General features: G+C 63.6%; 11 protein-coding genes. 5 read left to right on the forward strand and 6 right to left on the reverse strand.

Features of this window, described 5'->3' with window-relative positions:
• Nucleotides 1-26 precede the first annotated feature (26 nt).
• From AC07YZ_RS20130 to AC07YZ_RS20150, 5 genes are all read right to left on the reverse strand, one after another.
• Nucleotides 27-815 carry an ABC transporter ATP-binding protein gene (locus AC07YZ_RS20130; RefSeq protein ID WP_494796063.1) on the reverse strand — a complete coding sequence of 263 codons (789 nt, stop codon included), beginning with the start codon at nt 813-815 and terminating at the stop codon, nt 27-29.
• Complete coding sequence (locus AC07YZ_RS20135) at nt 808-1,875, reverse strand: FecCD family ABC transporter permease (RefSeq protein WP_494796064.1); 1,068 nt, start codon at nt 1,873-1,875, stop codon at nt 808-810. The genes AC07YZ_RS20130 and AC07YZ_RS20135 overlap by 8 nt, the downstream gene beginning before the upstream one ends.
• Entirely contained in the window at nt 1,872-2,975 is a 1,104-nt protein-coding gene (locus tag AC07YZ_RS20140) for an ABC transporter substrate-binding protein (RefSeq protein ID WP_494796065.1), read from the reverse strand. The genes AC07YZ_RS20135 and AC07YZ_RS20140 overlap by 4 nt, the downstream gene beginning before the upstream one ends.
• Complete coding sequence (locus AC07YZ_RS20145; protein WP_494796066.1) at nt 2,976-4,079, reverse strand: ABC transporter substrate-binding protein; 1,104 nt, start codon at nt 4,077-4,079, stop codon at nt 2,976-2,978.
• Nucleotides 4,080-4,176: 97 nt separating this feature from the next.
• A complete protein-coding gene (locus tag AC07YZ_RS20150; protein ID WP_494796067.1) occupies nt 4,177-5,571 on the reverse strand; it encodes an aminopeptidase P N-terminal domain-containing protein in 1,395 nt (464 codons plus the stop codon).
• Nucleotides 5,572-5,991: 420 nt separating this feature from the next.
• On the opposite strand from AC07YZ_RS20150, the gene AC07YZ_RS20155 reads away from it, so the two are divergent.
• Both AC07YZ_RS20155 and AC07YZ_RS20160 read left to right on the forward strand, forming a co-directional pair.
• Complete coding sequence (locus AC07YZ_RS20155; RefSeq protein WP_494796068.1) at nt 5,992-6,225, forward strand: DUF2798 domain-containing protein; 234 nt, start codon at nt 5,992-5,994, stop codon at nt 6,223-6,225.
• Nucleotides 6,226-6,306: 81 nt separating this feature from the next.
• The gene (locus AC07YZ_RS20160; protein ID WP_494796069.1) at nt 6,307-7,533 is read left to right on the forward strand and encodes an FAD-dependent oxidoreductase; all 1,227 of its coding nucleotides are present in this window, start codon (nt 6,307-6,309) and stop codon (nt 7,531-7,533) included.
• A 45-nt stretch (nt 7,534-7,578) separates the two neighbouring features.
• Here the strand turns inward: AC07YZ_RS20160 and AC07YZ_RS20165 are convergent, their stop codons facing one another.
• Nucleotides 7,579-8,277 carry a nucleotidyltransferase family protein gene (locus AC07YZ_RS20165; protein ID WP_494796176.1) on the reverse strand — a complete coding sequence of 233 codons (699 nt, stop codon included), beginning with the start codon at nt 8,275-8,277 and terminating at the stop codon, nt 7,579-7,581.
• A 182-nt stretch (nt 8,278-8,459) separates the two neighbouring features.
• On the opposite strand from AC07YZ_RS20165, the gene tkt reads away from it, so the two are divergent.
• From tkt to AC07YZ_RS20180, 3 genes are all read left to right on the forward strand, one after another.
• Nucleotides 8,460-10,544, forward strand: a complete 2,085-nt coding sequence (gene tkt, locus AC07YZ_RS20170; RefSeq protein WP_494796070.1) for a transketolase — start codon at nt 8,460-8,462, stop codon at nt 10,542-10,544.
• Between the two features lie 51 nt (nt 10,545-10,595).
• Nucleotides 10,596-11,594 (forward strand): type I glyceraldehyde-3-phosphate dehydrogenase, encoded by a 999-nt coding sequence (gene gap / locus AC07YZ_RS20175; RefSeq protein WP_494796071.1) that lies wholly within the window; start codon nt 10,596-10,598, stop codon nt 11,592-11,594.
• Between the two features lie 197 nt (nt 11,595-11,791).
• Nucleotides 11,792-13,369: an anti-phage dCTP deaminase gene (locus tag AC07YZ_RS20180; protein WP_494796177.1), complete on the forward strand. Its 1,578-nt coding sequence runs from the start codon at nt 11,792-11,794 to the stop codon at nt 13,367-13,369.
• Nucleotides 13,370-13,508 lie beyond the last annotated feature (139 nt).

The following is a 13,508-nucleotide window of genomic DNA, read 5'->3' on the forward strand; positions in this document are numbered from 1 at the left end:
GTCGGTGGCCTCGGTCTTTCCGGCGGTCAGGCGGGGGTGAGGATGGGGCGCGCTGCGCGCAAGGTGCGCACATAGGGCAGGCCGTCCAGGTCCTGGTGAACGTCCACCGGGACGTGGTACAGGCGGTGGATGAGCTCGCGGGTCAGCACCTGGGTCGGCGGGCCAAAGGCCTGCAGGCGGCCTTCCCCGAGCACGATCAACTGGTCGGCGAACTGGGCCGCCAGGTTCAGGTCGTGCAGCACGGCCACACTGATCCAGCCCTGTCCGGTGGTCTGCGCCTTCAGGTGCTCCATGAGCTGCATCTGGTGTTTCAGATCGAGCGCACTGACGGGTTCGTCCAGCAGCATCAGCCGCGGCTGGCGCAGCAGCACCTGCGCGAACAGCACCATCTGGCGCTGCCCGCCGCTGAGGGTGTGCACCGGGCGGTCGGCCAGGTGGGCAATGTCGAGTGCCTGCAAGGCTTGCAGCGCGGCGCCCAGATCGTCGTCCGACAGCCGCATCGACAGGCGTTGCAGGCGCCCCAGCACCACCACTTCGAGCGCGCTCAGGTCCAGATCGAGTTGGGTGTTCTGCGGCATGTAGCCAATGCCCTGGCGCCAAGTCGGCAGGTTGCGCGGCGTCATCGGCGTTCCCCGCAGGCGCACGGCCCCACGCGCCAACGGCAGTTCGCCGAACAGGGCGCGCAGCAGGCTGGTCTTGCCGGTGCCGTTGGGGCCGATGATGACGTGCAGCTGCCCGGCGCGCAGTTGCAGGTTCAGCCCGTCGACCAGGGTCAGCTCGGCGATGCGCAGGTTCAGGTCGTGAAGCTCAAGCATGGCCGCGCTTTCGGTTGCCCAGGATGAGCCAGACCATGAACGGGACCCCGATCAGCGCCGTGACGATACCGATGGGAAACAGCGCGCCCGGCACGATGGACTTGGACAGCACCGAAGCGACCGAGAGCATCAGTGCGCCGCACAGCGCCGACTGCGGAATCAGGAAGCGCTGGTCTTCGCCGACCTGCATGCGCGCAATGTGGGGCGACACTAGGCCGATGAAGCCGATGATGCCCACGAAGCTGATGGCGGTGGCCGTCATCAGCGCCACCAGCACCAGCGTTTTCAGGCGCAGCCGCGTGACGTTCACGCCCAGGCTGCGCGCGCGCGCCTCGCCCAGGCGCAGGCAGGTCAGCTGCCAGGCATCGCGGTGCAGCAGCACTGCACACACCAGCGTCACGCCTGCGGTGATCCACAGCATGGGCCAGGTGGTGCGCATGAGGCTGCCGAACAGCCAGAAGATGATCTGCTGGTTCAGTTCGGGCGAAGAGAGGAACTGCAGCAGCGACAGCAGCGACTGGAACAAAAACAGCAGCGCGATGCCGGCCAGGATGATGGTCTGGCTGTTGACGTGGCGCATCAGCGCCAGCCCGAACAGAAAGCTCGCCGCCAGCATGCAGAAAACAAAGGCGCCGAGGGGAATAGCCACCAGGGACGGCAGGCCCAGGCCCCCGGTGACCAGGGCCAGCGCCGCGCCAAAGCCGGCGGCGGCCGCCAGCCCCAGCGTGTAGGGGCTGGCCAGGGGGTTGTCCAGCAGGGTCTGCATCTGCACCCCGCCCAGCCCCAGCGCCGCCCCCACCACCAGGGCCATGAGCGCGATCGGCAAGCGCATGTCCATCACGATAGCCCGGGTCATCGGGTCGGCCGCCGCGGGGGCCACCAGCGTGCGCACCACGTCCCCCAGCGCCAGCAGCGAGGGGCCGGTGGCCACATCCAGCATCAGGCTGCACAGGCTCAAGCCCACAAACAGGGCCAGCCAACGCCAGCGGCCGACCTCGCGCCGACGCTGACGCTGCAAGACCTGCGTGCCCATGTCGGGCGTGGCGGTGGTGTCGGTCATTTCCCGTTCAGCACGAAGGTGCCCTGGGGCTGGATGGGCAGGTAGCGGCGGTAGAAGTCGCGGTAGGTGGCGTCCGGATCGAGGTCGGCGAACAGCGACGGGTACAGCGCCTTGGCCAGGTATTGCAGCTGCGCCGCGTCCAGCAGGCTGCGCGTGGCGCCGTGGTAGACGCCGTGCAGGCGACCGTCCTGTATCGCCGGCAGGGCGCTCCAGCCCTTGCGCTGTGCGAAGCCATCCAGCCGGCGGCGCGCCTCGGCCGCGGGCACACCAAAGCCCATCTGCATGGCGTCGGGGCGGCTGACGCTTTCGTAGCCCGCGATGAGCACCACCTGCGGCTTGGCGACCAGCAATTGTTCGGGGTTGATCGGGCCCCAGTCCTTCACGAACGGCGCGGCCACGTTGTCGCCGCCGGCCAGATCGGCCATGGCGCCCCACATGTTTTTGCCGTAGGTGTAGCTGTGCTCGGCGGGGCCCTTGTCGCCCAGTTCGATGTACACGCGCGGCCGGGGCAGCTTCGCCTGGGCGATGCGCTGCTGGATCGTCTCCACGATCTGGCGGTATCCGTCGGCGATGCGTTGCGCGCGCGCCGTCTCACCGGTGAGCTGGCCCAGCACCTTGGTGCTGGCCAGGTGGCGCTCCAGCGTCTGCGCGTTGTAGTCCACCACCACCACGGGGATGCCGGCCGCTTCCAGGCGCGGGATCTCCGAGGCCAGGGCCTTGAACTGCCAGTCGGCCAGGATCACCACGTCGGGTTTGGTGGCCAGCACTTTTTCCAGCGAAAAGCTCTGGTCCTGCACGTTGCCCACGTCGAGCACGTCGCGCAGGGTGGGCCGTGCGGCGGCGTACTGTTCCCACACCGCGGGCCGCGACTTGACGAACCAGCCGCGCGACATCCCCACCAGGCGGTCGAAGGCCTTGTCGCCACCGACGGCGAAATAGTCCTCGATGTAGAAGCCCAGCAGCACCCGCTTGGCCGGCAACTCCAGGGTGATCTTGCGACCCAGCACATCTTCAACGGTGCCGGGCGCCGCCCAGGCGCTGAGCGCGCCCAGCGCGAGCGTGGCGGACAGCGCGATTTTTTTCCACAGATGGCGTGCCATTCACATCCCCAGCGCGAAGCTGCCCTTGGCCTGCACCGGCAGGTAGCGCTTGTAGAAGCCCAGGTAGTTGGCCTGCGGATCGACATCCTTGAACAACGTGGGGTACAGGGCCTTGGCCATGAACTGCACCATGGTGTAGTCCAGCACCGAGCGCGATGCACCCTGGTAGACCGCATACAGGCGCTGGTTCTTCACGGCTGGCAGTTCGCTCCAGCCGGCGCGCCGGGCAAAGCCCAGCAGCCGCTGTTGTGCCTGCGCGGACTCCACGCCCTGCCCCATCAGCATCGAGCTGGGGTTCTTGGTCGATTCCGTGCCGGCGATGAAAACCACCTCGGGCTGGGCGGCCAGCACCTTCTCCGGGTTCATCGGGCCGTACCATTCGACGAAGGGGGCGGCGATGTTCTCACCCCCGGCCAGCGCGCCCAGCGGACCCCACATGCCCTTGCCGTAGCTGAAGCTGTATTCGGCCGGCCCCTTGTTGCCGAACTCGACATAGAAGCGCGGTTTGGGTTGCCTGGCGGCCGCGATGCGCGACTGCACCTGATCGATGGCGGTCTTGTATTCGTCCGCGATCTTCTGCGCGCGCTTCTCGTCGCCCGCGATCTTGCCCAGCAACAGCGTGCTGGCGTGGTGGTTGGCCGGCAGCTCCATGTTGTAGTCCACCACCACCACGGGCACCCCGGCGTCTTCCATCCGTTTCACATCCGGGCCCAGGCCCTTGTACTGCCATTCGGCCAGCACCACCACATCGGGCCTGAGGGCCAGCACCTTCTCGACGGAGAAGGTCTGCGCCTCGACCTCGCCCACGTCGGGCAGTTCCTTGAGCGAAGGCCGGTGCGCAGCGAACAGCGACCAGTTGGCCGGACGCCAGCCTTCCCAGGCCTCGCGGGAGAAGCCGACCACCTGGTCGAAGGCCTTCTCGCCGCCGATGGCCATGTAGTCCTCGAAGTAGAAACCCAGCAACAGGCGCTTGGCGGGCAGGTCGACGCGGACCGATCGGCCGAGCACGTCTTTGATCATTTCGGGGGCCGCCTGGGCGGTCTGGATCAGACCGGCCGTCAGGCCCAGGGCGCACAGCCAGCGTACGGTGGTGGCAATTCGCATGAACACTCCTTCAGAAGGCCGGGGATCCCGGCGAAGGTCGGCATTCTATATGCGAATGATTATCAAGAAGATTTTTAAGAGTCGAAATTCCGGCAGGTCAGCGCATCAGGGCTTCGATCTCGTCGGCCCGCACCGGCACGCCGCGTGAGATGAGTTCGCAGCCGGTCTCGGTGACGAAGGCGTCGTCCTCGATGCGGATGCCGATGTTCCAGAACTCGCGCGGCACGCCGTCGCTGGGGCGCACGTACAGGCCGGGTTCGATGGTCAGCGCCATGCCGGGGCGCAGGATGCGGCTGGGGCGGTCCTTGATGGTCTCGCCGCTCAGCGGGTCCTGGCGCTCGCTCACGGTGCCCACCTCGGACGGCTCCACGTAGCTGCCGCAGTCGTGCACGTCCATGCCCAGCCAGTGGCCGGTGCGGTGCATGTAGTGGGCGAAGTAGTGGCGGTGCTGGATCGCGTCCTCCAGCGTGCCGACCTGGTTCTTGTCGAGCAGGCCGAGGTCGAGCATGCCCTGGGTGAGCACCTTCACCGCCGCTTCGTGCGGTGCCACGAAACGCGCGCCGGGGCGGGTGGCCTCGATCGCGGCCTCCTGGCTGGCCAGCACCAGCTCGTAGAGCGCGCGCTGCGGGCCGGTGAAACGGCCGTTGGCCGGGAAGGTGCGCGTGATGTCCGAGGCATAACCGTCGAGCTCGCAGCCGGCGTCGATCAGCACCAGCTCGCCATCGCGGATCGGCGCGTTGTCGGCCCGGTAGTGCAGCACGCAGGCGTTGGCGCCAGCGGCCACGATGCTGCCGTAGGCCGGGTATTGCGAGCCGTGCTGGCGGAATTCGTGCAGCAGTTCGGCGTCCAGGTGGTACTCGCGCACGTCCTGCCCGGCGCGCAGCATGGCGGCGCTGCGCTGCATGGCGCGGATGTGGGCGCCGGCGCTGATCTGCGCGGCGCGGCGCATGGTCTCGCGCTCGAACGGGTCCTTGAAGAGCCGCATCTCGTCGAGCACGCCGCACAGGTCGCGCTGCGACTCGGGGCACAGTGCGCCAAAACGCACCCGCGCGCGCACCGACTGCAGCCAGCCGTCGATCCGGCCTTCGAGGCCCTTGTGCGTGGCGAAGGGGTACCACACGGTGTGGCGGTTCTCCAGCAGCCGGGGCAGGCGCTGGTCGAGCTCGGCCACGGAAAAGGCCGCGCTCACGCCCAGGTGCTCGGGCGCGGCCTCGGGGCCCAGGCGGATGCCGTCCCAGATTTCGCGCTCCAGGTCTTTGGGCTGGCAGAACAGCGTGGTCTCGCCCTCGGCGGTGATCACCAGCCAGGCGTTGGGTTCGGAGAACCCGGTCAGGTAATAGAAATAGCTGTCGTGGCGGAACAGAAAGTCGCTGTCGCGGTTGCGCTGGCGTTCCAGCGCGGTCGGCACGATGGCGATGCCGCCGGGGCCCAGCTGGGCGGCCACGCGGGCGCGGCGTTCGGCGTAGAGGGAGTGGGTGGTGTGAGCGTCCATGGGGGCATTCTCCGTGTTTTGCAACGACCCCGTAGCGCCACTGCCCGGCGCGCAGTTCAACCAAGGATGCGGTGGAACCGGCTTTGCCGGGCCACTCGCATCGCCCCTTGGGGGGTGACGCCGCAGGCGGCGCGGGGGGAGCCGATTCGTTCAGCCCAACTCTTTCAGCGGCTCGGGCGTTCCCATGGCGGTCCAGGGCTGTCCCTCGGCGGATGGAAAGTCGGTCGTTTAGAATGCCGCCCGTCGAAAAAGAATTGGTCGGCTCGGTAATCCCGACCCCTGCTTGCTCAGCAGGTCTGCATCGCCCAGGCGATACCCACGGCATCAACCCGACTGAGGTCGGGCATGGTGTTCGCGTGGGTGACGTTTCGACCGATCTCCCGATCTCTGTGTCCGATTCAGAGTTCCAACGGAGATCACATGCGTCCTGAAACAAAAATCCATACCGTCGTCGCGATCCTGATGTCATTTGCCATGGCATCGCTCTTTTCAGGCTATTTCGCCTGGCTGAACCTTGGCTTCACGCCTGCGTGGATAAAGGCCTGGGGTCACAACCTCCTGAGAGCCTGGCCAATCGGCTTTGTCGCCGCTCTGCTTCTTGGGTATCCCATCAGAGTCCTCGCCACCCAGTTGGTCGCTGGCGCTGCACGCTAAGCCCGACCAAGGTCGGCTCTGGCCATTTGTCAGCGCGACAAATCCAACCATTCACCCATCGCAAAATTTTCGGAAATTGATATGACCCCCAAAGTTCTCATCGCCGGCGCTGGCCTCGGCGGCCTGGCCCTTGCCCAGATGCTCAAGGGCGCCGGCATTGCCGTCGAAGTCTTCGAGCGCGATGCCAGTCCGTTCGAGCGCGCCCAGGGCTATCGCCTGCACATCGATGCCGACGGCGTTGGCGGCATGAGTGCCGTCTTGCCCCCCCGCCTCCTTGCCTTGTTCGAAGCTACCGCGATGCGCGCGCTGCCCTACACGACGATGATCAACGGCGATCTGTCGTTGAAGAAGCGCATTCCGATCGATACCTACAGCCACACCGAGCACCATGTGACGGCAGGGCTTTCGACACACGTCAACGTGGACCGCGCCATCCTGCGTCAGATTCTTCTGACCGGTCTGGATGACGTCTGCCACTATGGCAATCCGGTGATCGCGTACGAAAACCATGAGGATGGCGTGGCAGCTGTTCTTGCCGACGGAACCAAGGTCACCGGGGACGTCCTGGTGGGGGCCGACGGTGTTCGTTCGGCCATCCGGCGGCAGCGCGCGCCGCATGCACAGACCATGGACACCGGTGTGCGGTGCATCTACGGTCGCTTGCCGGCCTCAGAAGCGCGCCGCCTCGCTCCGGCGCATGTCGTGGCAGATGTCTTCACCTTCAGTTCGGACGAGAGAAAAGTTCTTCTTGGCATGGGAGGCGTGCTCTTCCCGATGGAGCCATCGGCTGCCTCGAAATGCCTGGTCCCCGAGGCCAAACTTCCGGCGCGCGAAGACTATGTGGCCTGTATCGTTGCCGCCCGTTCGCAGTTCATCGGCAAGGACGATGCCGAAATGCGCAAGCTGAGCAGCGACGAACTTCAGCAACTTGCCGTTGAACTCATCAAGGACTGGCCTGACCAAGGGAAGACGTTGATCGCAGCCGGCGAGCGTGGCTCGTTCTTTTACGTGGAAATGTACAGCTCGATTCCCTGCGATCTCGGCTCTTTTCCCAATGTCACCCTCCTCGGTGATGCCGCGCATGCGATGTCGCCGAGCCTGGGGCGAGGAGCCAATGTCGCCCTTCGCGATGCGGCCAATCTCGGACGCCAGCTCATAGCGGTGGCAAACGGCCAGATCGCTCTTGGCGATGCGCTGCGCCTCTATGAGAAGGACATGGTCGAATACGGTTTCGAGGTCGTCCGCAATGCGGTGAACAAGGGCGTCATGGTGATCGGTCAGAACCCCTTGCCGGACACGGGTCGGTGAGGCGTGCGATGGTGTGGACGCAGTCCACACGGTGCACCCGGACAGTCAGCCCAGTTCCTTGAGCCGCTCGGGCGTGCCCACGTCGGTCCAGGGGCCGGTGTAGAGCTCGGCGCTGACCCGTCCGGCGTCCATGGCGCGGCGCAGCAGTGGCGCCAGCGGCTCGGCCGCGCCCTGGGGGTTGCCGGGCAAGACCTCGCACCAGGGCGCTTCAAAGAGCGCGCGGTGGTACAGGCCGATGGTGCTGTAGGTGAATCGCTCGCCGTCGGCCGTGTTGAGGGCGCGTCCGTCGGCCGACAGGCCGAAATCGCCCCGGAGGTTGTGCGCCGGGTTGGGCACGAGCCAGATGTGCGCCAGCATGCCGCTGGCGGCGAAGCGGTCCACGCTGGCCTGGCGGAAGGCGAAGTCGGGCGCGTACACGTCGCCCGCCAGCACCCAGAACACGTCGCCCAGCAGCGGCAGCGCGCGCGAGATGCCGCCGGCCGTCTCCAGCGCGTAGCCGAAGTCCTGGCCCTCGTGGGAAAACGCCAATTCGGCACCCGGGTGCGCCTGCGGCCAGCCGGCGAAGTGTTCTTCGATCTGTTCGCCCAGCCAGGCGGTGTTGACCACCAGCCGCGTGAAGCCACCCGCTTGCAGCGCCTCCATGGCCCACTGCATCAGCGGTTTGCCGCGCACCGTCAGCAGGGGTTTGGGCGTGGTGTCGGTCAGCGGGCGCATGCGCACGCCGCGTCCGGCAGCCAGCAGCATGGCGGCGGTGGGTGGGTGAAGGGGGTGGGTGCGCAGCATGGGTGTGGGGGTGCTTGGGCCCTCGAATTATGTGCGTGCGCCGCAGGTGGCCGACCCCCACCGCGCCGGGCCATGGGGCGGCCCGATAAAATCCTGGGTTTGGCGCTTTCGCGCCGCCATCCCCCCACCCTCCGGTTCCCCCCATGCTCGACGCCGCCAACACCCCCACCAGCCCCGCCCCAGTCGCCGCCCCCGGTGTGTCGCCCCAGACCCAGGCCAACGCCATCCGCGCGCTCGCCATGGACGCGGTGCAGGCCGCCAACTCCGGCCACCCCGGCGCCCCCATGGGCATGGCCGACATGGCGGTCGCCCTGTGGGGCCGCCACCTGCGCCACAACCCCACCAACCCGCAGTGGGCCAACCGCGACCGCTTCGTGCTGTCCAACGGCCACGGCTCCATGCTGATCTACGCGCTGCTGCACCTGACCGGCTACAAGCTGCCCATCGGTGAACTGAAGAACTTCCGCCAGCTCGGCAGCAAGACCGCGGGCCACCCCGAAGTCGGCCACACGCCCGGCGTGGAAACCACCACCGGCCCGCTGGGCCAGGGCATCAGCAACGCGGTGGGCATGGCGCTGGCCGAGAAGCTGCTGGCGGCCGAGTTCAACCGCGAAGGCCACGCCATCGTGGACCACCACACCTTCACCTTCCTGGGCGACGGCTGCCTGATGGAAGGCATCAGCCACGAAGCCTGTGCGCTCGCCGGCGCCTGGAAGCTCAACAAGCTGATCGCCCTCTACGACGACAACGGCATCTCCATCGACGGCCAGGTCGCGCCCTGGTTCATCGACGACACGCCCAAGCGCTTTGAGGCCTATGGCTGGAACGTGATCCGCGCCGTGGACGGCCACGACGTGGACGCCGTGGACCGCGCCATTGCCGCCGCCAAGAACTGCGTCGACAAACCCACGCTGATCTGCTGCAAGACCAGCATCGGCAAGGGCAGCCCGAACCGCGCCAACACCGCCAAGGCCCACGGCGAGCCGCTGGGTGCCGAAGAAATCAAGCTCACCCGCGAGGCCCTGGGCTGGAGCCACGCGCCGTTCGCGGTCCCGAAAGACGTGTACGCCGCCTGGGACGCCAAGGCCGCCGGCAAGACCACCGAGGCCGCCTGGGACGCGCAGTTCGCCACCTACAAGGCCGCCTTCCCCGAGCTGGCCAAGGAATTCACCCGCCGCATGAAGGGCGAGCTGCCCAAGCAGTTCCACCAGGTCGCCGTGGACGCCGTGCTCGCCGCCCACACCAAGGCCGAGACCGTGGCCAGCCGCAAGGCCAGCCAGATCGCGCTGGAAACCTTCACCGCCGCTCTGCCCGAGCTGCTCGGCGGTTCGGCCGACCTGACCGGCTCCAACCTCACCAACACCAAGTCCACGCCCAGCCTGCGCTTTGATCTGGCGGGCAACGTGGTGAAGACCGAGGCCGGCCAGGGTGGCCGCCACATCAACTACGGCGTGCGCGAATTCGGCATGGCCGCGATCATGAACGGCGTGGCCCTGCACGGTGGTTTCATCCCCTACGGCGGCACCTTCCTCACGTTCAGTGACTACAGCCGCAACGCGATCCGCATGGCAGCGCTGATGAAGCAGCGCGTGATCCACGTGTTCACGCACGACTCCATCGGCCTGGGCGAAGACGGTCCGACGCACCAGTCGGTCGAACACGCCGCCAGCCTGCGCCTGATCCCCAACCTGGACGTCTGGCGCCCGGCCGACACGGCCGAAACCGCCGTGGCCTGGGCCGTGGCCCTGCAAAACAGCCACAAGCCGACCGCGCTGCTGCTGAGCCGCCAGAACCTGGCCTACGCGCCCAAACACGACCTGGGCGACATCAGCCGCGGCGCCTACGTGCTGGCCGAGCCGACCGAGGTGGGGCTGAAGAAAAAGGCCCAGGCGGTGATCATCGCCACCGGTTCCGAAGTGCAGCTCGCGCTCAAGGCGCAGGAGCTGCTGGCCAAGGAACACAAGATCGCGGTGCGCGTGGTTTCCATGCCCAGCACCACCACCTTCGACCGCCAGGACGCGGCCTACAAGGCGAGCGTATTGCCCAAGGGCCTGCCGCGCATCGCGGTGGAAATGGGCTCCACCGACGGCTGGTGGAAATACGGCGTGGCCGCGGTCGTCGGCCTCGACACCTACGGCGAGTCCGCCCCGGCGCCGGTGCTGTTCGAGCACTTCGGCTTCACCGCCGGCAACGTGGCCGACACGGTGCGCACTGTGCTGGCCAAGTAAGCGAGTTTCGGTTTCTTTTTTCTTTTTCATCCATCCACAGGAGCAGAGGACATGGCTATCAAAGTCGGTATCAACGGTTTCGGCCGCATCGGTCGCAACGTGCTGCGCAGCGCGATCCAGAACTTCCCGGACATCGAGATCGTTGCCATCAACGACCTGCTCGAACCCGACTACCTGGCCTACATGCTCCAGTACGACAGCGTGCACGGCCGCTTCAAGGGCACGGTCAAGGTCGAGGGCGGCAACATCGTCGTCAATGGCAAGACCATCCGCCTGACGCAAGAGCGTGACCCGGCCAACCTCAAGTGGGCCGACGTCGGCGCCGACGTGGTCATCGAGTCCACCGGCCTGTTCCTCGACAAGGTCACGGCCCAGAAACACCTGGACGCCGGCGCCAAGAAGGTCATCCTCTCCGCCCCCTCCAAGGACGACACCCCCATGTTCGTCTACGGCGTGAACCACACCACCTACGCCGGCCAAGCCATCATCTCCAACGCCAGCTGCACCACCAACTGCCTGGCCCCCGTGGCCAAGGTCTTGAACGACAAGTGGGGCATCAAGCGCGGCCTGATGACCACCGTGCACGCCGCCACCGCCACCCAGAAGACCGTGGACGGCCCGTCCAACAAAGACTGGCGCGGTGGCCGCGGCATCCTGGAAAACATCATCCCCAGCAGCACGGGTGCTGCCAAGGCCGTGGGCGTGGTGATCCCCGAGCTGAACAAAAAGCTCACCGGCATGAGCTTCCGCGTGCCGACCTCCGACGTCTCCGTGGTCGACCTGACCGTGGAACTCAACAGCGAAGCCAGCTACGCCGAGATCTGCGCCGAAATGAAGGCCCAGAGCGAAGGCGCCCTGAAGGGCGTGCTGGGCTACACCACCGACAAGGTGGTGGCGACCGACTTCCGTGGCGAGACCTGCACCTCGGTGTTCGACGCCGACGCCGGCATCGCGCTGGACAGCACCTTCGTCAAGGTCGTGGCCTGGTACGACAACGAGTGGGGCTACTCCAACAAGTGCCTGGAGATGGCGCGCGTCGTGGCCAAGTAAGCTTCCAGACAGGGTTTTAGTAACAAAGGGCGCCCCGGGCGCCCTTTGTTTTTGATCTGATCCCACGGCTGCAGACCTATGCCGGGCTGATTCACTAAATGGTAGCGTGTTGGTAAATTCACCATTGACTTAAGATAAATAACGGCTAGAGTTTGCTGCATGTCTATTGGTGTGCGCCGGGGAGTAGTGTAGTGAAAATGGAAGATAAACAAAAAATCAACCGATCAAAACAGAATGAGGAGCACGCAACGCCCTTTAATTTGGAGGCAAATGGCGAAGGAATCGAGCTCGTTTTTGGATTGGTGGCGCCCACGGGAGTGGATTTAAGTAAAGTGAATGACAGCCTAAGGGCGCAGTTGAAAACTGTTAACTATAATGCGGAATTTATTAGATTAAGCGAACTAATAACCCCGTATTTGACATTGGGGAAATCCACTGGTCCAGCCTCTTCAAGTGAATACAGCAGGATTAAATCCTTGATGGAGAGTGGCACTAGCCTGAGAGAGAAAACTGGCCAGGACGATATTGTTGGACGCCTTGGAGTGGCAAGAATACGTTCGAAGAGAAAAGAGGCTACGGGCAGCGAATATAAACCAAGAGAGCGAACAGCCTATATTGTTAGTTCGTTTAAGCGCCCTGAAGAAGTTGAATTGTTTCGGCTAATTTATGGGAAGGCATTTACACTAATTTCGGTCTATTCTCCGAGGCAGAGTCGAATTGATGACTTGACGCGGCGGCTAAAGCCATCTACATCAGGAAGCAAGAAGGCCGCCGAAAATGCAGTTGAGCTTGTTGAGAGAGATTATGAAGAAGAAGGCCGGAAGCGTGGGCAACGGATGGGGAAGACTTTCCCATTGGCTGACTATTTCATTACAGTCGAATCAAAAGCTGAAATAGACAGAAACATTCTTCGATTGATTAAATTAACTTTTGGTTATCCATATATATCTCCCAGCAAAGACGAGCAAGGTATGTTTTTTGCTCAAGCGGCAGCGTTGAGATCATTGGATTTGTCTCGGCAGGTCGGGGCGGCCATTGTTGACAATGATGGTGCGATTTTGTCAACTGGTTGCAATGAGGTTCCAAAATCGGGAGGAGGACTGTATTGGGAGGATGATGAGATTCCAAAGCGTGATTTTGAGTTGGGGCATGATGCAAATGTGCAGGCTAAAGCAGATATTCTTGAGGACTTATTTCTTCATTTGAAGGAGAAGAAGTGGCTTTCTCCTGCAATTCAAACACAATCGAACAAAGCCTTGGTTGACAAATCACTGTTTGGCGATCAAGCTTTTCTCAAGAGTTCCCTTGTGTTTGATGTTATTGAATTTGGGAGAGCGGTCCATGCAGAAGCAGCTGCTATCTCTGAAGCGGCTAGGAGAGGTGTTTCAGTATTGCAAGGTCGTCTTTTTTGTACCACTTTTCCATGCCATATCTGCGCTAGGCATATCGTTGCGGCTGGATTGGATGAAGTAGTGTTTATTGAGCCTTATGAAAAGAGTCGAACGCGTGAACTATATTCAGATTCGGTGAGCGTGGAGCCGCAGGAGCCATCCCATAGCAAGGTAAATTTTAAGGCTTTTGTTGGTGTTGCCCCTAGAAAGTATATGGACTTTTTCCAAGCGCTGAATTCTCGTAAAACAGTAAATGGTAAAGTTCTTGATATAGAAGATATTTCTAATGAACCCAGAATTAAGCGAATTATCCTGACATATTTAATGGTTGAAGAGATAACTATTCGTGAAACAATCCCGATTGCAGCGACCACAAGGAGATAGGCATGGATGAAATTTCTCTTAGGAGCTTTTTTAATCAGTTCACTTCATCACAGAGAAACATTAGCAAATGGCCCACTTGGATGCAAGAGTCCACGAAGGTTGCATCAGCATCATTTCCAAAGCCAAATGCACCCACCGA

This window comes from Hydrogenophaga sp. GW101-3F08 (genome assembly GCF_059424585.1).

What these genes read in the sequence shown, in the direction of transcription:
- AC07YZ_RS20130 (WP_494796063.1), bottom strand. Translation starts at nt 815, where the DNA reads ATGCTTGAGCTTCACGACCTGAACCTGCGCATCGCCGAGCTGACCCTG.
- AC07YZ_RS20135 (WP_494796064.1), bottom strand. Translation starts at nt 1,875, where the DNA reads ATGACCGACACCACCGCCACGCCCGACATGGGCACGCAGGTCTTGCAG.
- AC07YZ_RS20140 (WP_494796065.1), bottom strand. Translation starts at nt 2,975, where the DNA reads ATGGCACGCCATCTGTGGAAAAAAATCGCGCTGTCCGCCACGCTCGCG.
- AC07YZ_RS20145 (WP_494796066.1), bottom strand. Translation starts at nt 4,079, where the DNA reads ATGCGAATTGCCACCACCGTACGCTGGCTGTGCGCCCTGGGCCTGACG.
- AC07YZ_RS20150 (WP_494796067.1), bottom strand. Translation starts at nt 5,571, where the DNA reads ATGGACGCTCACACCACCCACTCCCTCTACGCCGAACGCCGCGCCCGC.
- AC07YZ_RS20155 (WP_494796068.1), top strand. Translation starts at nt 5,992, where the DNA reads ATGCGTCCTGAAACAAAAATCCATACCGTCGTCGCGATCCTGATGTCA.
- AC07YZ_RS20160 (WP_494796069.1), top strand. Translation starts at nt 6,307, where the DNA reads ATGACCCCCAAAGTTCTCATCGCCGGCGCTGGCCTCGGCGGCCTGGCC.
- AC07YZ_RS20165 (WP_494796176.1), bottom strand. Translation starts at nt 8,277, where the DNA reads ATGCTGCTGGCTGCCGGACGCGGCGTGCGCATGCGCCCGCTGACCGAC.
- tkt (WP_494796070.1), top strand. Translation starts at nt 8,460, where the DNA reads ATGCTCGACGCCGCCAACACCCCCACCAGCCCCGCCCCAGTCGCCGCC.
- gap (WP_494796071.1), top strand. Translation starts at nt 10,596, where the DNA reads ATGGCTATCAAAGTCGGTATCAACGGTTTCGGCCGCATCGGTCGCAAC.
- AC07YZ_RS20180 (WP_494796177.1), top strand. Translation starts at nt 11,792, where the DNA reads ATGGAAGATAAACAAAAAATCAACCGATCAAAACAGAATGAGGAGCAC.